Origin of the sequence: Pseudomonas mendocina, from assembly GCF_003008615.1 — a bacterium.
In the GTDB taxonomy this organism is placed as follows: Bacteria; Pseudomonadota; Gammaproteobacteria; order Pseudomonadales; family Pseudomonadaceae; genus Aquipseudomonas; species Aquipseudomonas mendocina_C.
In genome coordinates this window covers 3,492,553-3,512,404 of record NZ_CP027657.1, presented here as the reverse complement: position 1 = coordinate 3,512,404, position 19,852 = coordinate 3,492,553, and the positions used below count along the sequence as shown (strand labels likewise).

The 19,852-nt window shown below is 60.4% G+C and carries 17 protein-coding genes and 2 tRNA genes; 1 reads left to right on the top strand and 18 read right to left on the bottom strand.

Annotation, left to right across the window (positions count from 1 at the left end; genetic code table 11):
• Positions 1 to 17: 17 nt before the first annotated feature.
• The 15 genes from pnp to rlmE form a co-directional block, all read right to left on the bottom strand.
• The gene (gene pnp / locus C7A17_RS16375) at positions 18 to 2,123 is read right to left on the bottom strand and encodes a polyribonucleotide nucleotidyltransferase (RefSeq protein ID WP_106739017.1); all 2,106 of its coding nucleotides are present in this window, start codon (positions 2,121 to 2,123) and stop codon (positions 18 to 20) included.
• A gap of 171 nt (positions 2,124 to 2,294) precedes the next feature.
• On the bottom strand, positions 2,295 to 2,564 hold the full coding sequence (rpsO, locus tag C7A17_RS16370) for a 30S ribosomal protein S15 (protein ID WP_004424394.1): 270 nt from the start codon (positions 2,562 to 2,564) through the stop codon (positions 2,295 to 2,297).
• A gap of 238 nt (positions 2,565 to 2,802) precedes the next feature.
• On the bottom strand, positions 2,803 to 3,723 hold the full coding sequence (truB, locus tag C7A17_RS16365; protein ID WP_106739016.1) for a tRNA pseudouridine(55) synthase TruB: 921 nt from the start codon (positions 3,721 to 3,723) through the stop codon (positions 2,803 to 2,805).
• A 3-nt stretch (positions 3,724 to 3,726) separates the two neighbouring features.
• Positions 3,727 to 4,119: a 30S ribosome-binding factor RbfA gene (gene rbfA / locus C7A17_RS16360; protein ID WP_106739015.1), complete on the bottom strand. Its 393-nt coding sequence runs from the start codon at positions 4,117 to 4,119 to the stop codon at positions 3,727 to 3,729.
• A 109-nt stretch (positions 4,120 to 4,228) separates the two neighbouring features.
• Entirely contained in the window at positions 4,229 to 6,715 is a 2,487-nt protein-coding gene (infB, locus tag C7A17_RS16355) for a translation initiation factor IF-2 (protein ID WP_106739014.1), read from the bottom strand.
• 27 nt (positions 6,716 to 6,742) lie between these two features.
• Positions 6,743 to 8,224 (bottom strand): transcription termination factor NusA, encoded by a 1,482-nt coding sequence (nusA, locus tag C7A17_RS16350; protein ID WP_106739013.1) that lies wholly within the window; start codon positions 8,222 to 8,224, stop codon positions 6,743 to 6,745.
• 102 nt (positions 8,225 to 8,326) lie between these two features.
• On the bottom strand, positions 8,327 to 8,785 hold the full coding sequence (gene rimP / locus C7A17_RS16345; protein ID WP_106739012.1) for a ribosome maturation factor RimP: 459 nt from the start codon (positions 8,783 to 8,785) through the stop codon (positions 8,327 to 8,329).
• 127 nt (positions 8,786 to 8,912) lie between these two features.
• A tRNA-Met gene (locus C7A17_RS16340) sits at positions 8,913 to 8,989 on the bottom strand.
• A gap of 95 nt (positions 8,990 to 9,084) precedes the next feature.
• Positions 9,085 to 9,170, bottom strand: a tRNA-Leu gene (locus C7A17_RS16335).
• A gap of 7 nt (positions 9,171 to 9,177) precedes the next feature.
• On the bottom strand, positions 9,178 to 9,555 hold the full coding sequence (gene secG, locus C7A17_RS16330) for a preprotein translocase subunit SecG (RefSeq protein ID WP_106739011.1): 378 nt from the start codon (positions 9,553 to 9,555) through the stop codon (positions 9,178 to 9,180).
• Between the two features lie 3 nt (positions 9,556 to 9,558).
• Positions 9,559 to 10,314 (bottom strand): triose-phosphate isomerase, encoded by a 756-nt coding sequence (tpiA, locus tag C7A17_RS16325; protein WP_106739010.1) that lies wholly within the window; start codon positions 10,312 to 10,314, stop codon positions 9,559 to 9,561.
• Positions 10,315 to 10,379: 65 nt separating this feature from the next.
• Positions 10,380 to 11,717, bottom strand: a complete 1,338-nt coding sequence (gene glmM, locus C7A17_RS16320; protein WP_106739009.1) for a phosphoglucosamine mutase — start codon at positions 11,715 to 11,717, stop codon at positions 10,380 to 10,382.
• 13 nt (positions 11,718 to 11,730) lie between these two features.
• Positions 11,731 to 12,582 (bottom strand): dihydropteroate synthase, encoded by an 852-nt coding sequence (gene folP / locus C7A17_RS16315; RefSeq protein WP_106739008.1) that lies wholly within the window; start codon positions 12,580 to 12,582, stop codon positions 11,731 to 11,733.
• Between the two features lie 8 nt (positions 12,583 to 12,590).
• Entirely contained in the window at positions 12,591 to 14,510 is a 1,920-nt protein-coding gene (gene ftsH, locus C7A17_RS16310; RefSeq protein ID WP_394337042.1) for an ATP-dependent zinc metalloprotease FtsH, read from the bottom strand.
• 167 nt (positions 14,511 to 14,677) lie between these two features.
• On the bottom strand, positions 14,678 to 15,298 hold the full coding sequence (gene rlmE, locus C7A17_RS16305) for a 23S rRNA (uridine(2552)-2'-O)-methyltransferase RlmE (protein ID WP_106739006.1): 621 nt from the start codon (positions 15,296 to 15,298) through the stop codon (positions 14,678 to 14,680).
• A gap of 90 nt (positions 15,299 to 15,388) precedes the next feature.
• Here rlmE and yhbY point away from each other — a divergent pair, with 90 nt between their 5' ends.
• Positions 15,389 to 15,700 (top strand): ribosome assembly RNA-binding protein YhbY, encoded by a 312-nt coding sequence (yhbY, locus tag C7A17_RS16300; protein WP_106739005.1) that lies wholly within the window; start codon positions 15,389 to 15,391, stop codon positions 15,698 to 15,700.
• A gap of 6 nt (positions 15,701 to 15,706) precedes the next feature.
• On the opposite strand, the gene C7A17_RS16295 is transcribed toward yhbY, so the two are convergent.
• Genes C7A17_RS16295 through carB form a run of 3 tightly spaced genes read right to left on the bottom strand, consistent with a single transcriptional unit; the run spans position 15,707 to position 19,819 of the window.
• Positions 15,707 to 16,096 carry a DUF4149 domain-containing protein gene (locus C7A17_RS16295; protein ID WP_234035807.1) on the bottom strand — a complete coding sequence of 130 codons (390 nt, stop codon included), beginning with the start codon at positions 16,094 to 16,096 and terminating at the stop codon, positions 15,707 to 15,709.
• Positions 16,097 to 16,124: 28 nt separating this feature from the next.
• On the bottom strand, positions 16,125 to 16,601 hold the full coding sequence (gene greA / locus C7A17_RS16290) for a transcription elongation factor GreA (RefSeq protein WP_106739003.1): 477 nt from the start codon (positions 16,599 to 16,601) through the stop codon (positions 16,125 to 16,127).
• Positions 16,598 to 19,819, bottom strand: coding sequence for a carbamoyl-phosphate synthase large subunit (carB, locus tag C7A17_RS16285; RefSeq protein ID WP_106739002.1), 3,222 nt, complete (start codon positions 19,817 to 19,819; stop codon positions 16,598 to 16,600). Before carB ends, greA begins: the two co-directional genes overlap by 4 nt.
• Positions 19,820 to 19,852: the final 33 nt, after the last annotated feature.

Below are 19,852 nucleotides of genomic sequence, written 5' to 3'. Positions count from 1 at the left end.
AGCGAACGAACCGTCGCTTAAACGCCAGAAGCCTTGGCGGCCGCTACGTCCTTGATCGACAGTTTGATACGGCCGCGGTTGTCCACGTCCAGCACCAGCACTTCGACTTCCTGACCTTCTTTCAAAACGTCGGTCACTTTCTCTACGCGAGCATCGCTGAGCATGGAGATGTGAACCAGACCGTCCTTGCCAGGCAGGATGTTGACGAAGGCACCGAAATCAACGATGCGCTCGACCTTGCCGACGTAGATCTTGCCGATCTCGGCTTCGGCAGTGATGGCCAGTACGCGCTGCTTGGCAGCCTCGGCGGCTTCCTTGGTTTCGCCGAAGATCTTGATCGAGCCATCGTCTTCGATGTCGATCGAGGCCTTGGTTTCTTCGCAGATACCACGGATGGTCGCACCACCCTTGCCGATGACGTCGCGGATCTTGTCCTGGTCGATCTTCATCGCCAGCATGGTCGGTGCGTTTTCCGACAGCTCGCTGCGCGATTGGGCGATGACCTGGTTCATCTGGCCGAGGATGTTCAGACGAGCTTCCAGCGCCTGCTCCAGGGCCTGCTCCATGATCTCTTCGGTGATGCCCTGGATCTTGATGTCCATCTGCAGCGCAGTGACGCCTTTGGCGGTACCGGCTACTTTGAAGTCCATGTCGCCCAGGTGGTCTTCGTCACCGAGGATGTCGGTCAGAACGGCAAACTTGTCGCCTTCCAGAACCAGACCCATGGCGATACCGGCAACCGGCGCCTTCATCGGCACACCAGCGTCCATCAGGGCCAGGGAAGCACCGCAGACCGAAGCCATGGAGGAAGAGCCATTGGACTCGGTGATTTCCGAGACCACGCGGATGGTGTACGGGAACTCGTCAGCGCTCGGCAGCATGGCGGCAACGCCACGACGGGCCAGGCGGCCGTGACCAATTTCGCGACGGCCAGTGGCGCCCATGCGACCACACTCACCGACCGAGTACGGCGGGAAGTTGTAGTGCAGCATGAAGGGGTCTTTCTTCTCGCCTTCCAGGGTGTCCAGCAACTGCGCATCGCGCGCAGTACCAAGGGTAGCGACGACCAGCGCCTGGGTTTCACCACGGGTGAACAGCGCCGAGCCGTGGGTCTTGTCCAGAACGCCGACTTCGATGTTCAGGCCGCGAACGGTGCGGGTATCACGGCCATCGATACGCGGCTTGCCGTTGACGATGTTCTCGCGCACGGTGCGGTATTCGATTTCGCCAAAAGCTTCCTTGACCTCGGCAGCGGAAGGCACGCCTTCTTCGCTGGCGAACTTGGCCACGACCTGATCACGCAACTCGCCCAGACGCGCGTAGCGATCCTGCTTGATGGTGATGGTGTAGGCCTGGGAGATGGCTTCGCCGAACTCACCACGAATGGCGCTCAGCAGAGCGGTGTTTTCCGGCTTCGGCTGCCAGTCCCAGGTCGGCTTGCCGGCTTCGGCAGCGAATTCCTTGATGGCACTGATGACGGACTGGAACTCATCGTGGGCGAACAGTACGGCGCCCAGCATTTGATCTTCGGTCAGTTCCTTGGCTTCCGATTCCACCATCAGCACGGCGGTTTCGGTACCGGCCACGACCATGTCCAGGCTGGAGGCCTTGAGCTGTTCGTAGGTCGGGTTCAGCAGGTAGCCGGCTTCGGGGTGGAAGGCGACGCGAGCAGCGCCGATCGGGCCGTTGAACGGGATGCCGGAGATGGCCAGGGCAGCCGAGGTACCGATCATCGCAGCGATGTCCGGATCGGTCTTCTTGCTGGTGGAAACCACGGTGCAGATGACCTGCACTTCGTTCTGGAAGCCTTCCGGGAACAGCGGACGGATCGGACGGTCGATCAGACGCGAGGTCAGGGTCTCTTTCTCGGAAGGACGTGCTTCACGCTTGAAGAAACCGCCAGGGATCTTGCCGGCAGCGTAGGTTTTTTCCTGGTAGTGCACGGACAGCGGGAAGAAGCCTTTGCTCGGATCGGCGCTTTTGGCACCGGTGACAGCGACCAGCACGCTGACATCGTTATCGACGGTCACCAATACGGCGCCGCTGGCTTGACGGGCGATACGGCCAGTCTCGAGGGTGACGGTCGATTGACCGAACTGGAATTTCTTGATTACCGGGTTCACGGTGTTTTCCTTCTCTTTGTTGCCTTGGGGGAAATTGGAAAGAGGCGCGGGAGTCGGACCCGATGCATCCCTCGGAAAGCCAAAAGCTGGAAGCCCAGCGCCACGAGGTGAGGATCACTCCCCACTCGCGACGCCGAACTCCCAGCTTCCAACTTGTGCAGCTCGCGTCTATTAACGACGCAGGCCCAGGCGACCGATCAGGGCGCTGTAACGACTGGTATCTTTACCCTTCAGGTAGTCCAGCAGCTTGCGGCGCTGGTTAACCATACGGATCAGACCACGACGGCTGTGGTGGTCTTTGCCGTTGGCCTTGAAGTGGCCTTGCAGCTTGTTGATGTTGGCGGTCAGCAGGGCAACCTGCACTTCCGGGCTACCGGTATCGCCTTCAGCTTGCTTGTAGTCGTTAACGATCTGGGCTTTTTCTTCAACGCTGAGTGCCATGTTGGCTTCCTCTCATCTGGAAACTGCCGAAGCAGTCTCAATAGGCCGGGAATCGCTTCCCGTGTTTTAAAAAGAGGCATGACCGTGCCTACTAACAGCCACCCTCGCAATCCTGACGCCGACGTTGCCAGCCCCAGGTTTTCAGCCATCTCGGCCGAACCATTCGCGCTACCGGTAACCCCGATAACGCCTGCCGACGCAACGCGTCGGTATCCATTCAATCCAGGCCTATGGCCCGTTACGCACCGGTGTAGATCAATCGGCGCGGTGCAATACGACCGTCATCGCTCACTTCACCAATACCGATGAAGCGGCCGTTGTGATCCTGTACCCGCACCATGCCGAACTTCGGCGCTTCCGGTGCTCGCACCGGCTGCCCCTGCAACCAGTAGAACGCGCTGTGCTCGGAGAACTGCAGCAGCGGCCAATCCTGCAGGCCACTGTCAGCCGGCAACAGGAAGCGATCCAACGCCTCGTTGCCACCTTCGGCATGTGCAGCTTCCAGCTCTTCCAGGGTCACGGTACGTGACAGGTCGAACGGGCCGGCCTTGGTACGACGCAGTTCAGCGACATGTGCACCGCAGCCCAACAACTGACCGAGATCCTCGACCAACGTACGAATATAGGTGCCTTTGCTGCAGTCGACGGCCAGGCGAGCCTGCTCGCCTTCGCATGCCAGCAATTCCAGGCGCGCAATAGTAACAGAACGCGCTTCACGCTCCACTACTTCCCCTGCACGGGCCAGTTTGTAGAGCGGCTGTCCATCTTTCTTCAGCGCCGAGTACATCGGTGGTATCTGCTTGATTTCACCCCGAAAACGCGGCAACAGCGCCTCGATCTCGGCGCGACCGACGGTCACCGGGCGGCGCTCGATGACCTCGCCTTCGGCATCCCCAGTGGTGGTGGTGACGCCAAGCTGGGCGACGGTCTCGTAGCCCTTGTCGGCATCGAGCAGATACTGGGAGAACTTGGTTGCCTCACCGAAGCACAACGGCAACACGCCGGTCGCCAGCGGGTCGAGGCTGCCGGTATGGCCGGCCTTTTCCGCGTTGAGCAACCAGCGCACCTTCTGCAGCGCCGCGTTGGAAGTAAAGCCGCGGGGCTTGTCGAGCAGTATGATGCCGTCGACCTTGCGACGAATACGTTTGACCTGCGCCACGCCTTACTCCTTGGAACCTGCGGTGTCGTCGTGCAGACGATCCTCCGCCACGGCACGCTCGATAAGCGCCGACAGGTGAGCACCGCGCAGGACACTCTCGTCGTAGTGGAAGTGCAGCTGCGGCACGCTGCGCAGCTTCATCGCCTTGCCCAACTGCATGCGCAGGAAACCGGCCGCATCGTTGAGAACCTTGAGGCTCTCGGCGACGGCACTGGAATCGTCCTGCCCCATGACGGTGATGAAGACCTTGGCGTGGCCGATATCACGGCTGACGTCGACCGCGGTAATGGTCACCAGCCCCAGACGCGGATCCTTGACCTCACGCCGGATAAGCTGGGCCAGTTCGCGTTGCATCTGGTCACCGATACGCTGGGTACGGCTGTAATCTTTGGCCATTTTCTACTTACCTTTACTTAGTCCGTCGTCTATTCGCCAGCGGACTCAAAAGCGGCAAACGCCCGGCCGCGCGAATGCGGGGCCGGGCGTTGCGTGTTGCGACTCGCGATTACAGGCTGCGAGCCACCTGGACTTTCTCGAACACTTCGATCTTGTCACCGACCTTGACGTCGTTGTAGCTCTTCACAGCGATACCGCACTCCATGCCATTACGCACTTCGGCGACGTCGTCCTTGAAGCGACGCAGCGATTCCAGCTCGCCCTCGAAGATCACCACGTCTTCACGCAGTACGCGGATCGGACGGTTACGGAAGACAGTGCCTTCGATGACCATGCAACCGGCGACCGCGCCAAACTTCGGCGAACGGAATACGTCACGCACTTCGGCGGTGCCCAGGATGTTCTCGCGAACATCGCTGCCAAGCATACCGGTGAGCGCCTTCTTGACGTCTTCGATGATGTCGTAGATGACGTTGTAGTAGCGCATGTCCAGGCCTTCGGCCTCGACGATCTTGCGCGCACCGGCGTCAGCACGGACGTTGAAGCCGAACAGCACGGCATTGGAAGCCAGCGCCAGGTTGGCATCGGATTCGGTGATACCACCGACGCCGCCACCGACCACGCGCACTTGCACTTCGTCGTTGCCCAGGGTGCTGAGCGAGCCTTGCAGCGCTTCCAGAGAACCACGCACATCGGACTTGAGCACGATGTTGAGGGTTTTCTTCTCTTCCTGGCCCATGTTCTCGAAGATGTTTTCCAGCTTGCCGGCGTGAGCACGGGCCAGCTTGACCTCGCGGAACTTGCCTTGACGGAACAGGGCAACTTCGCGGGCCTTCTTCTCGTCGGCGACCACGGTCATGTCGTCACCGGCATCCGGCGTGCCATCGAGGCCGAGAATCTCGACCGGAATGGACGGGCCAGCTTCCTTGATCGGCTTGCCGTTCTCGTCAAGCATGGCGCGCACGCGGCCATAGTTGACGCCGACCAGCACCATGTCGCCCTGACGCAGGGTACCGTCCTGAACCAGCACGGTGGCAACCGGGCCACGGCCTTTGTCCAGGCGCGACTCGACCACAACGCCACGGCCTGGTGCCGACGGCGTGGCTTTCAGTTCGAGAACTTCGGCCTGCAGCAGTACGGCTTCGAGCAGTTCGTCGATGCCGGTACCCGCCTTGGCAGAAACCGGTACGAACGGAGCGTCGCCGCCCCACTCTTCCGGGATCACATCCAGCGCGGCCAGGCCGTTCTTGATGTTGTCCGGGTTGGCTTCCGGCTTGTCCATCTTGTTCACGGCGACCACGATCGGCACGCCAGCCGCTTTCGCATGCTGCACGGCTTCCTGGGTCTGCGGCATCACACCATCGTCAGCTGCGACGACCAGGATGACGATGTCGGTCGCCTTGGCACCACGAGCACGCATTGCGGTAAACGCGGCGTGACCGGGGGTGTCGAGGAAGGTGACCATGCCGCGCTCGGTTTCCACGTGGTAGGCGCCAATGTGCTGGGTGATGCCACCCGCTTCACCAGAGGCAACCTTGGCGCGACGGATGTAGTCGAGCAGCGAGGTCTTACCATGGTCGACGTGGCCCATTACGGTCACGACCGGCGCACGGGACATTGCTTCACCTTCGAACTTCAGCGACTCGGCCAGCGAGTCTTCCAGGGCGTTATCGCTGACCAGCTTGACCTTGTGGCCCAGTTCTTCGGCGATCAGCTGGGCAGTTTCCTGATCCAGCACCTGGTTGATGGTCACCGGGGTGCCCATCTTGAACATGAACTTGATGACTTCAGCGGCCTTGACCGACATCTGCTGGGCCAGATCGGCCACGGTGATGGTCTCGCCAATTGCCACGTCACGCACCACCGGGCCGGCCGGAGCCTGGAAGCCATGCTGGTTGCGCTTCTTCATCTTCGACTTGCCACGGCCACCACGACGGAAGCCGTCGCTTTCTTCATCGACGCTACGCGGAGCGACGCGCGGAGCCGGCGCCTTCTCCTTGGTGGCAGGGCGATGCTGAGTGTGCTTGCGATCGCGGCGCTCGTCTTCGTCGGAACGGGCCTTCTCGGGGCGACGCACTTCTTCTTTCTTGCGTTCGACCTCGACCGCAGGAGCGGCAACAGCCGGCTCGACTGCAGCAGCTACCGGAGCTGGAGCCTCGGCAGGCGCAGCAGTGGCGTTGCTGGCCTGGCGCTTGGCTTCTTCCTCGGCCTTGCGTTTGGCTTCTTCCTCGGCCTTCAGGCGCTCGGCCTCAGCCGCTGCCTGCTGAGCTTCGAGCTCACGCTGCTTCTCGGCTTCGAGCTCTTCCGGGCTGCGCTTGACGAAGGTTTTCTTCTTGCGCACCTCTACGCTGATGGTCTTGCTACCAGCCACACGCAAGGTGCTGGTGGTCTTGCGCTGCAAGGTAATCTTGCGCGGCTCTTCAACCTTGTCGCCGTGACTGCTCTTGAGATGGGCCAACAGGGCCTGTTTCTCGCTATCGGTCACTACTTGTTCGGCACTGTTGTGGGACAGCCCAGCTTCACGCATCTGCTGCAGCAGGCGTTCCACCGGAGTGTCGACCACTTGGGCCAGTTCTTTCACCGTGACTTGCGTCATGCATCTTTCTCCTCAGGCCGCAACCGCTTATTCGAACCAGTGGGCTCGAGCGGCCATGATCAGCTTGCCGGCACGTTCTTCGTCGATGCCGTCGATGTCGAGCAGGTCGTCGATAGACTGCTCGGCCAGGTCTTCACGGGTAATCACGCCGCGCAGCGCAAGCTCGAGAGCCAGCGCCTTGTCCATGCCTTCCAGCTCCAGCAGGTCATCCGCTGGGTGGGCATCGGCCAACTTCTCCTCGTTGGCGATCGCCTTGGTCAGCAGACGATCCTTGGCCCGTGCACGCAGCTCATTGACGATGTCCTCGTCAAAGCCATCGATGCTGAGCATTTCTTCCATGGGTACGTAGGCAATCTCTTCGAGACTGGTGAACCCCTCTTCGACCAGGACTTGGGCCAGCTCTTCATCGACCTCCAACTCGTCGATGAAGGACTGCATGATGTCGCCGGTTTCTGCCTGTTGCTTGGCCTGGATGTCCGATTCGGTCATCACGTTCAGCGTCCAGCCAGTCAGTTGGCTGGCCAGGCGTACGTTCTGACCACCACGGCCGATGGCCTGGGCCAGGTTGTCTTCGCCAACGGCGATATCCATGGCATGGGCATCTTCATCGACGATGATCGCCGCCACTTCAGCCGGCGACATGGCGTTGATCACGAACTGCGCCGGGTTGTCGTCCCACAGCACGATGTCGACACGCTCGCCACCCAGCTCGCCGGAGACGGCCTGAACGCGCGAACCACGCATGCCGATGCAGGCGCCTTGCGGGTCGATACGCTTGTCCTTGGAACGCACGGCGATCTTGGCGCGCGAGCCCGGATCACGGGAGGCAGCCTTGACGTCGATGAGGCCTTCGGCAATTTCCGGTACTTCGATACGGAACAGCTCGATCAGCATTTCCGGCGCGGTACGCGACAGGATCAACTGCGGGCCACGGTTCTCGGTACGGATTTCCTTGAGCAGAGCGCGTAGACGCACACCAACGCGGAAGGTCTCACGCGGGATGATGTCTTCGCGGGCCAGCAGCGCCTCGGCATTGTTGCCCAGGTCGACGATGACGCTGTCACGGGTGACCTTCTTCACAGTGCCGGAGATGATCTCACCCAGGCGCTCGCGGTAGGCGTCGACCACCTGGGCACGCTCGGCTTCGCGCACTTTCTGCACGATCACCTGCTTGGCGGTCTGCGCAGCGATACGACCGAACTCGATGGACTCGATCTTCTCTTCCAGCACGTCACCGATCTTGGCCTTGGCCTCGACGGCTTGGGGCATGTCTTCGGTCACCTGATAGGCCGGATCTTCGAACTCGGACTCATCGACCACGGTCCAGCGACGGAAGGTTTCGTAACTGCCGTTCTGCCGATTGATCGACACTCGCAGGTCGACTTCGTCTTCAAAACGTTTCTTGGTCGCGGTCGCCAGAGCCAGCTCCAGCGCCTCGAAAATCACGCCAGCCGGTACACCCTTTTCGTTGGATACCGACTCAACAACTAGCAGTACTTCTTTGCTCATCGTACGCCTCGCCTTTCGCAATCCATTGGATTTGCGCAATCCGCGTTACCTGCGCCCCCGCATCAAATTGCGAGATCTACGCACCGACGCGGAATTCGCGTCTCAATCAAACCGGGGGATAATGTTGGCCTTGTCGATCAGATCGATCGGCAGCAGATATTCGTGGTCATCCACCTGCACCACCACGTCCTGCTCCTCCACACCACGGAGAAGGCCCTGAAAGTTGCGTCGACCATCGAAAGGCGAACGCAGCTTGATTTTTACCTGCTCACCAACATGCATCGCGAACTGTTCGAGCGTGAACAGCGGCCGATCCATGCCAGGAGAAGAAACTTCAAGGGTGTACTCCGAGGTAATTGGATCCTCGACATCCAGTACACCACTAAGCTGACGGCTGACGATCTCGCAATCGTCAATGAGGATGCCATCGGCTTTGTCGATATAGACACGCAGCAGCGAATGACGCCCCTGCGACAGGAACTCGATGCCCCAACACTGATAACCGAGTGCTTCGATTACCGGGGCCAACAAGGCCTGCAACTGTTCTAGCTTGCTCGACACTTAACGGCCCTCGCGCATGCTGTGCAAATAAAAAATGGGCGAAACGCCCATCCCTTCAACCCACCCAATGCAGGCGGACGATATCTTTCAGCTAACAAAAAGCCCCTGAAAAGGGGCCTGCTGAAACTGGTTGCGGGGGCTGGATTTGAACCAACGACCTTCGGGTTATGAGCCCGACGAGCTACCAGACTGCTCCACCCCGCGTCAAAGCTGGGCCAGAATTATACGGCCGCCCCTAGCAGGGGTCAACCAAGACTCCAGCAACAAGAAGGCCCGCTAACTGCGGGCCTTCTTGAGTATGGTACCGAGGAGGGGACTCGAACCCCTACAGCCTATGGCCACTACCACCTCAAGGTAGCGTGTCTACCAATTCCACCACCTCGGCAAAACGGTTACTGCTCTGGAGCCTCCGGAACATCCGACGCATCGGATGCTGGCGCTTGCTCTTCGAGCACCGGCACGTCTTCGACTGCCGGCTTTTGTTGAACTTCCAGAGCCGCTGGATCTGGCAGGCCAACTTGAGTCAATCCTTCAGCTTTTTCTTTAGCAAAGTACGCTAAGCCTAAGCTAGTAGTGAAAAAAGCCGCGGCGAGTATAGCAGTAAACTTACTCAGAAAGGTAGCAGAACCTTGGCTTCCGAATACGGTTGCCGAAGCACCCGAACCGAACGACGCGCCAGCGTCCGCACCCTTACCCTGCTGCAACAGCACCAGTACCACAATACCGATCGCACCCAGCAGGTGCAGAACAACAATGACTGTTTCCAGCATTCTTCAGTTTCCTGCAGCGCGACAGATCGCACCGAATTCATCCGCATTCAGAGAGGCTCCACCCACAAGCCCCCCATCGATATCCCGCATGCCGAATAACTCGGCCGCACTGGCGGCCTTCACGCTGCCGCCATAAAGAATTCTCAGCCCACTCGCAACATCGGCACTCAGCTGCGCAACTTGCGCGCGAATGGCCGCATGTACTTCCTGAGCCTGCCCAGGCGTAGCAGTCAGCCCGGTACCTATGGCCCAGACCGGCTCGTAAGCAACCACAGCATTTACCAGCGACTCAACACCCAGAGCGTCTATCACTGCAGCCAACTGGCCACCCACCACACCCAGCGTTGCATTCGACTCACGCTGCTCGCGGGTCTCACCAAGACAGAGAACAGGGGTCAACCCCGCCGCCTGCACGGCCGCAAACTTGCGAACGACCACCTCGTCACTTTCACCCAGAATCAGGCGACGCTCAGAGTGACCTACCAGCACCAGCTTGCAACCGCCATCGACCAACTGGCTTGTCGCCAATTCGCCGGTCAAGGCACCCTGCTCAAGCTGTGCCGCGCAATCCTGCGCCCCAACCTGCACCACACCATCAGCCAGACCTTCTACGACCTGAGTGATATGCAAGCTTGAGGGGAACACCGCGACATCGATATCAGCAGGCAATACCTGCCGACGCAACCCTTCGATCAGCTCTGCGACGCTGGCGCGGGTACCGTGCATTTTCCAGTTACCGGCGACCAAGGGGCGACGCATGTTTTACCTCGTCGATCAAAGAGGGCGCAGATGTTACCCAAGAGCACCCTCGGTAGCAAGCTCAATCAAGCACAGACTTCAGCAACAATCTTAGCCAATTCATCGGCATAGCTGCGCACCTGACTCTCATCGTCACCCTCGACCATTACCCGCACCAGCGGCTCGGTGCCCGACTTACGCAGCAGCACGCGACCACGTCCAGCCATACGCTCGGTTACGCGCGCACAAGCTTCTTTCACGGAAGGGTGCTCCAGCGGATCGGCCGCACCAGCCAGACGCACGTTGACCAACACCTGCGGGCACTTCTTCAGGGCCGTGCGCGCCTCCACCAGCGTCTGCTGACGACGCTTGAGCGCCATCAGCACTTGGAGCGCAGCGATGATCGCATCCCCCGTAGTGGTGTGCTGGAAGCACACCAGGTGCCCCGAATTTTCACCACCGAGCAGCCAGTTGCGCGCCAACAACTCCGCAATCACATAGCGGTCGCCCACCTTGGCACGTACGAAGGGGATGTTCAGCTCGGCCAACGCCAGCTCCAACCCCAGATTGCTCATCAAGGTGCCGACTACACCGCCGTGCAAACGACCACGCTCCTGCAGATCACGCGCAATGATGAACAGCAGCTCATCACCATCGACCAGCGCACCATACTGATCGACCATCAGCACGCGGTCAGCATCACCATCGAAAGCGATACCCAGGTCAGCGCCCTGCGCCAGGACTTCAGCCTGCAGGCCCGCGATATGCGTCGAGCCACAGCCATCATTGATGTTCAGGCCATCAGGCTGCGCCGCCATCACCTTCACTTCAGCACCCAATTCACGGAACACGCTGGGTGCGACCTTGTAGGCGGCGCCATGTGCGCAATCGACGACGATCCTCAGCCCCTTGAAGCTGGTACCGCTGGGCACGCTGCCCTTGCAGAACTCGATATAGCGACCCGAGGCATCGTTGATGCGCGAGGCCTTGCCGATACCGGCCGATTCGACCACGGTCATCGGCTGATCGAGCAGCTCTTCGATCATCAGCTCCACATCATCGGGCAACTTGGTGCCCTCACTGGAGAAGAACTTGATGCCATTGTCATCATGCGGATTGTGCGAAGCACTGATGACAATCCCGGCATCAGCCTGGAAGGTACGGGTCAGATAGGCAATTGCCGGCGTCGGCATCGGGCCAAGCAATTGCACATCGGCACCGGCTGCTGCCAGCCCTGCCTCCAACGCGGATTCGAACATATAGCCGGAAATGCGCGTGTCCTTGCCGATCAGGATGCGGCACTTGCCTTGCTTACGAAATGCCATGCCCGCCGCCCAGCCCAGCTTGAGCATGAAATCCGGGGTAATGGGAAACTGCCCGACGCGCCCCCGAATACCGTCGGTGCCGAAGTACTTTCTAGCCATAACGCTTTCCTTGTTAGTGCGCCGCTTCAACCGCAGCGATCATGCGCACCACATCGACCGTTTCGGCGACATCGTGCACACGCAGAATATGTGCGCCCTTGGTCAGGGCCAGTGCGGCCAGCGCCAGGCTGCCATAGAGCCGCCCCCCCACCTCATGACCGAGCACCTTGCCAATCATGCTCTTGCGGGAAACGCCGACCAGAAGCGGTCGCCCCAGCACAGAGAGCTGATCCATATGCTTGAACAGGGCGAGATTGTGCTCCAGGGTCTTGGCAAAACCAAAGCCTGGATCGAGCACCAGCCGCTCAGCGGGGATACCGGCGGTCGCACAGGCCGCCATGCGCTCGACGAGAAAGTCGCGCACCTCGACCAGAATGTCCGGATACTCGGGATTGTTCTGCATGTTGCCGGGCTCACCCCGCATATGCATCAGACACACGGGCAAGCCGGTATCGGCTGCCGCATCCAGCGCGCCATCGCGCTGCAAAGAGCGCACGTCATTGATCAGACCGGCTCCGAGCCGCGCGGTCTCGCGCATCACGGCAGGCGTGGAGGTATCCACGGAGATGATCACGTCCAACTCACGCGCGATGGCCTCAACCACAGGCGCAACACGCTCAAGTTCCTCGACAGGGGATACAACCCGCGCACCAGGGCGAGTGGACTCGCCTCCGACGTCGATCAGGGTAGCACCAGCCGCAACCATATCCGCGGCATGACGCAGCGCTGCATCGCGCTGAGCGAAGCGACCACCATCGGAAAAGGAGTCAGGCGTGACATTAAGAATGCCCATCACATGCGGACGGGACAAATCAAGAAGCCGGCTGCCACAGGGCAGCCGGCTCAGGTGTTGCGCTTGAGACATATGAAACCTTAGTGCTCGGCAGCCGGGCCGCCGATCGGCTTCTCGGGACGCGGGGTTTCGTCGACCTTCGGTTGCGGCGTGCCGGAATCGCCGTCACCCCACCCACGCGGTTCGCGCGGAACACGACCATTCATGATGTCGTCGATTTGCTCCGCATCGATGGTCTCGTACTTCATCAGTGCTTCAGCCATGGCATCGAGCTTATCGCGATTCTCCACCAACAGCTTCTTCGCAGTGGCGTAGCACTCATCGATGATGCGGCGAACTTCCTCGTCGATCTGCTTGGCGGTTTCGCCGGAAACGTTGCTGGCCTGGCTGCCCATGCTGCGACCGAGGAAGACTTCACCTTCCTCTTCGGCATACATCAGCGGGCCGAGTTTTTCCGACAGGCCCCACTTGGTGACCATGTTCTTGGCCAATTGGGTGGCGCGCATGATGTCGTTGGAAGCACCGGTAGTGACGCCGTCGAAGCCCAGGGTCATTTCCTCAGCGATACGGCCACCGAACAGCGAGCAGATCTGGCTGGTCAGCGCACGCTTGCTCAGGCTGTAACGATCTTCTTCCGGCAGGAACATGGTCACACCCAGCGCACGACCGCGCGGGATGATGGAAACCTTGTAGACCGGATCATGCTCAGGCACCAGGCGACCGACGATGGCGTGACCCGCCTCGTGGAACGCAGTGTTGAGCTTCTCCTTGTCGGACATGACCATGGTCTTGCGCTCGGCGCCCATCATGATCTTGTCTTTAGCCAGTTCGAATTCCTTCATCTCGACCAGGCGCTTGCCGGCACGAGCGGCGAACAGCGAGGCCTCGTTGACCAGGTTGGCCAGGTCGGCACCGGAGAAGCCCGGGGTACCACGTGCGATCACGGCAGGCTGGACGTCGTCACCCATCGGCACTTTGCGCATGTGCACTTTCAGAATCTGCTCGCGACCACGAATGTCCGGCAGACCGACCACCACCTGGCGGTCGAAGCGGCCCGGGCGCAGCAGCGCCGGATCGAGTACGTCCGGACGGTTGGTCGCAGCGATGACGATGATGCCGTCGTTCATTTCGAAGCCATCCATCTCAACCAGCAACTGGTTGAGCGTCTGCTCGCGCTCGTCGTGACCGCCGCCCATGCCGGCGCCACGATGGCGACCCACGGCGTCGATCTCATCGATGAAGATGATGCACGGTGCGTGCTTCTTGGCCTGGTCGAACATGTCACGGACGCGGGAAGCACCCACACCGACAAACATTTCCACGAAGTCGGAACCGGAAATGGTGAAGAACGGTACTTTCGCCTCACCGGCAACGGCCTTGGCCAGCAGCGTCTTACCGGTACCCGGCGAGCCAACCATCAGCACACCGCGCGGGATGCGGCCACCCAAGCGCTGGAACTTGCCTGGATCGCGGAGGAATTCCACCAGTTCGCTGACCTCTTCCTTGGCCTCGTCGCAACCGGCGACATCAGCGAAAGTGGTCTTGACCTGGTCTTCGGAAAGCAGGCGCGCCTTGGACTTGCCGAAGCTCATTGGCCCGCCCTTGCCGCCGGCACCGCCCTGCATCTGGCGCATGAAGAACATGAAGACGGCAATGATCACCAGAATCGGGAAGCTGGCCACCAGCAACTGAGTCCAGATGCTCTGCTGCTCAGGCTGCTTGCCTTCGATCACCACATTGTTGTCGATCAGATCGCCGATCAGGCCACCGTCCTGGATCGCCGGACGGATGGTCTTGAAACCTTCACCGTCGGTGCGCTTGCCAGTGATCACGTAGCCGTCGACGGTCACGCGCTCGACGCGCCCTTCCTTGACCTGCTCGATGAATTGCGAGTAGCTCAGCGTCTGTGGCTCGCTCGGGCTGGAGAAGTTGTTCATCACGGTGACCAGTACGGCCGCGATGATCAGCCACAGGATCAGATTCTTTGCCATGTCGTTCAATTAGCTACCCTCTGAAGCAGGCCTCGTGGCGAAGCGAGCTTCCCATGACGACCAATGATATACCGACCTAACTTACACCAAACGCCCGCTTCTGGCAGGCACCGTCTGTAACCCTTTATGAGGTTTCGACGGTTGAGACCTGCCCAGTGACCGCCAGCTTCCTTGTCCTAACCGCGAAAACCGCGGGCCAGCAAATATTGTTCGCGGGAACGGTCGCGCGACGACAGCGGTTTACGCATCTGCACCTTGTCGAACGTCTCACGCACCTGCTTGTGATAAGAGTCGAAACCTTCGCCCTGGAAGATCTTGATCAGAAAATCGCCGCCCGGACGCAACACGCGGCCGGCCAGATCCAACGCCAGCTCGCACAGATACATCGCGCGCGCCTGATCGGCGGTTCTTACCCCACTCATATTGGGGGCCATATCGGAAATAACAAGGTCGACCGGATTTTCGCCGATGGCCTCGAGAATTCGCGCGAATACCCCGTCGTCGGTGAAATCGCCCTGAATGAAGGTGACATCGGGGATGCTGTCCATCTCCAGAATGTCGGAGGCGATAAGCCGCCCCTTGTCGCCAATCACCCGGCTGGTCACCTGCGACCAACCGCCTGGCGCGGCGCCAAGGTCGACTACGGTCATGCCGGGACGCAGGATGCGATCCTTCTCCTGGATTTCCAGCAGCTTGTAGCTGGCACGCGAACGGTAACCGTCCTTCTGCGCCATCTTCACGTAAGGATCGTCGAAATGTTCTTTCAGCCAACGCTGGCTGGTCTTGGAACGTGCCACTGAAACCTCTGACTCAACGGGTCATGAATAACTGCGCGGGCTCGGGTAAGATAGGCGCCGTTTTCCAGACCGAATTAGGTACTAACGATTATGCCGCTCACTCAAGAGCAGAAGAAACAATTCAAATCTATCGGCCACCACCTGAAACCTGTATTGATCGTGGCTGACAATGGTTTGACCGAGGGCGTGCTGGCCGAATTGGATCGAGCACTGAACGATCACGAGTTGATCAAGGTGCAGCTGCGCCTCGCCGAACGCGAAGATCGCCAGGCCGCCATCGGCGCACTGTGTGAAGCAGGACGTGCCGAGCTGGTACAGAGCATTGGCAAGGTGGCGATACTCTATCGCAAGAATCCCAAGCCGAACCGCAACCTCTCCAACGTCATCCGCTACCAGGGCTGATTACCCTCAGCTCTGACGCTCGCGACCAGGCACGGGCTGTAGCACCAGCAACAGCCCGGAAAACGCCATCACCAGATAGCTGAAGCGTAGCCAGTAACTGGCGTCCTCCAACAGCTTCGGCGCCAGCCAATAGCTGAGTGCCATGAGTGCGACGGTCAGCAACAGCTGACCACGCATGTCCCGCCATAGACTGACGAATCCCTCGCAACGCAGCAGAACTGCACTCTGAATGCCGATGCATACGGCCGTCAAAGCGACCAGCACCGGCGTCAGATGCGAGGCAATTTCCTGCACCAGCAAAGGCGCCAGGCCGAACTGGCCGATGGCCGGCAACAGGACGAACTGCCATGCCCACAAGCCACCCACCCATAGCGGCAGGGCCAGCTGCCAGGCCATGGCAGCCGGCTTCGACGAGCGCTGTAGCCTAGATGTGACGGACTTCGACAATCTCGTACTCGATCAGGCCGCTGGGAGTCTTCACCGCCACCACATCACCCTCACTCTTGCCCACCAGGGCACGGGCGATAGGCGAGCCAACGGAGATCTTGCCCTGCTTGATGTCGGCTTCGTCCTCACCCACGATCTGATAGGTCACGCTTTCGTCGGTCTCGACGTTGGCGATCTCCACCGTGGTACCGAAGATCACCTTGCCGGTGTGCTCGATGGTGGTGACATCGATGATCACTGCATTCTGCAGGCGACCTTCGATATCACGCACACGCGCCTCGACCATGCCTTGCTGCTCGCGCGCGGCGTGGTACTCGGCGTTTTCCTTGAGATCGCCCAACTCGCGAGCTTCACCGATGTCCTGGCTGAGTTTCGGACGCACCACCTTGGTCAGATGCGCCAGCTCTTCTTCCAGGGCGCGAGCGCCCTGGACGGTCATTGGATATTTGATCATGCCTTGATTCCTGCATGCAGATCCTGCAGCCGGCGCACGGTCTTCTCGGGACCAAACTTGAGCGCCTCACAGACCGCCTGACCAGCCGCGATAGTGGTGGTGCAGTAGATCTTGTGCTGCAGGGCGTTACGACGAATCGAGTAGGAGTCAGCAATCGACTGACGCCCCTCGGTGGTGTTGATGATCAGGGTCACTTCATCGTTCTTGATCATGTCGACGACATGCGGACGACCTTCGGTCACCTTGTTCACCCGGCGAACTGGCAAACCAGCCGCCTCGATCACTTTGGCAGTACCGGCGGTGGCGACCACTTCGAAGCCAAGCGCAACCAGGTCACGGGCGACCTGAACCGCTTCCGGTTTGTCGTCTTCGCGCACACTGATGAACGCGCAACCAGAGTTCGGCAGAATCTCGCTGGCACCCAGCTGAGCCTTGGCGAAGGCTTCGCCGAAGGTGTCGCCGACGCCCATGACCTCACCGGTGGACTTCATTTCCGGGCCAAGGATCGGGTCGACGCCTGGGAACTTGGCGAACGGGAACACCGCTTCCTTCACGCTGAAGTACGGCGGGATGATTTCCTCGTTGTAGCCCGCTTCGGCCAGGGATTTGCCAGCCATGACGCGAGCAGCGACCTTGGCCAGGGACTCACCCACGCACTTGGAAACGAACGGCACGGTACGCGAGGCACGCGGGTTCACTTCGATGACGTAGATGTCTTCACCCTGGACGGCCATCTGCACGTTCATCAGGCCTACGACGCCGAGTTCCAGGGCCATCTTCTTGACCTGGTCACGGATTTCGTCCTGGATGTGCGCCGGCAGCGAGTATGGCGGCAGTGAGCAAGCGGAATCACCGGAGTGCACGCCGGCCTGTTCGATGTGCTGCATGATCGCGCCAATGACAACGCTTTCGCCGTCGCTGACCGCATCCACGTCCACTTCGATGGCGCAGTTGAGGAAGCGATCCAGCAGCACCGGGCTGTCGTTGGAGACCTTCACCGCTTCACGCATGTAGCGCTTGAGCTCTTCTTCCTGGTAGACGATTTCCATCGCCCGGCCGCCCAGTACGTAGGACGGACGCACCACCATCGGGTAACCGATGTTCTTCGACAGGGCCAGGGCTTCGTCTTCGCTGCGCGCGGTGGCGTTGGCCGGCTGGCGCAGGCCGAGGCGCTGCACCATCTGCTGGAAGCGCTCGCGGTCTTCGGCGCGGTCGATGGCTTCGGGGCTGGTGCCGATGATCGGTACACCCGCCTCTTCCAGGGCGCGGCAGATCTTCAGCGGAGTCTGACCACCGTACTGGACGATGACGCCTTTCGGCTGCTCGACGCGGACGATTTCCAGTACGTCCTCCAGGGTCACCGGCTCGAAGTACAGGCGATCGGAGGTGTCGTAGTCGGTGGAAACGGTTTCCGGGTTGCAGTTGACCATGATGGTCTCGTAACCGTCTTCACGCATGGCCAGCGCGGCGTGTACGCAGCAGTAGTCGAACTCGATACCTTGGCCGATACGGTTGGGGCCGCCACCGAGGATCATGATCTTGTCACGATTGCTCGGGTTGGCTTCGCACTCTTCCTCGTAGGTCGAGTACATGTAGGCGGTGTCGGTGGCGAACTCGGCGGCGCAGGTATCCACGCGCTTGTACACCGGCAGCACCTTGAGCTTGTGGCGATGGGCACGCAGGCTCTTCTCGGAAACGCCGAGCAGCTTGGCCAGACGCGCATCGGAGAAGCCCTTGCGCTTGAGCTTGAACATCAGATCGCGATCGATGGCCGACAGACCCAGGGTCTGTACGGTCGCCTCGTCCTTGATCAGGTCTTCGATCTGCACCAGGAACCATTCGTCGATACGGGTCAGTTCGAACACTTCGGCGACGGTCTTGCCTGCGCGGAAGGCATCGGCCACGTACCAGATGCGGTCGGCGCTGGGCACGGTCAGCTCGCGACGCAGGGTGCTTTCAGCTTCCGGGTCGTTCAGGTCGAGTTTCTCGTCGAAACCGGCAACGCCAACTTCCAGACCGCGCAAGGCTTTCTGCATGGACTCCTGGAAGGTACGGCCAATGGCCATGACTTCACCGACGGACTTCATCTGGGTGGTCAGGCGGGCGTCGGCTTTCGGGAATTTCTCGAAGGCGAAGCGCGGTACCTTGGTCACGACGTAATCAATGGCCGGCTCGAAGGACGCCGGGGTACGACCGCCAGTGATATCGTTGGACAGCTCGTCAAGGGTGTAGCCGACAGCCAGCTTGGCGGCGATCTTGGCGATCGGGAAGCCTGTGGCCTTGGAGGCCAAGGCCGAGGAACGCGATACACGCGGGTTCATCTCGATCACGACCATGCGACCGGTGTTCGGGCAGATGCCGAACTGCACGTTGGAGCCGCCGGTTTCCACACCGATCTCGCGCAGTACCGCCAGCGAGGCGTTACGCAGGATCTGGTATTCCTTGTCGGTCAGAGTCTGCGCCGGCGCCACGGTGATCGAGTCACCGGTGTGCACGCCCATCGGGTCGAAGTTCTCGATGGAGCAGACGATGATGCAGTTGTCCTTCTTGTCGCGGACCACCTCCATCTCGTATTCCTTCCAGCCGATCAGCGACTCGTCGATCAGCAGCTCGCTGGTCGGCGACAGGTCGAGACCGCGGGCGCAGATTTCTTCGAACTCTTCACGGTTGTAGGCGATGCCACCACCGGTGCCGCCCATGGTGAAGCTTGGGCGGATGATGCACGGGAAGCCGACCTTCTCGAGCACGCCGTAGGCGTCTTCCATGCTGTGGGCGATACCCGAAACAGGGCAGGCCAGGCCGATGTCTTTCATCGCCTTGTCGAAGCGCGAACGGTCTTCGGCCTTGTCGATGGTGTCGGCGTTGGCGCCGATCATCTCGACGCCGAACTTCTCCAGCACGCCATGGCGCTCCAGATCCAGCGCGCAGTTCAGCGCGGTCTGGCCGCCCATGGTCGGCAGCAGAGCGTCCGGACGTTCCTTCTCGATGATCTTGGCCACGGTGGCCCATTTGATCGGCTCGATGTAGGTGGCGTCGGCCATCGACGGGTCGGTCATGATGGTGGCCGGGTTGGAGTTCACCAGGATGACGCGGAAACCTTCTTCCTTCAGTGCCTTGCAGGCCTGGGCGCCGGAGTAGTCAAACTCGCAGGCCTGGCCGATGACGATGGGGCCGGCGCCGAGGATCAGGATACTTTTGATGTCTGTACGTTTTGGCATGTTCTTTACTCGAATCCTTGGGTCAGTCGGCAG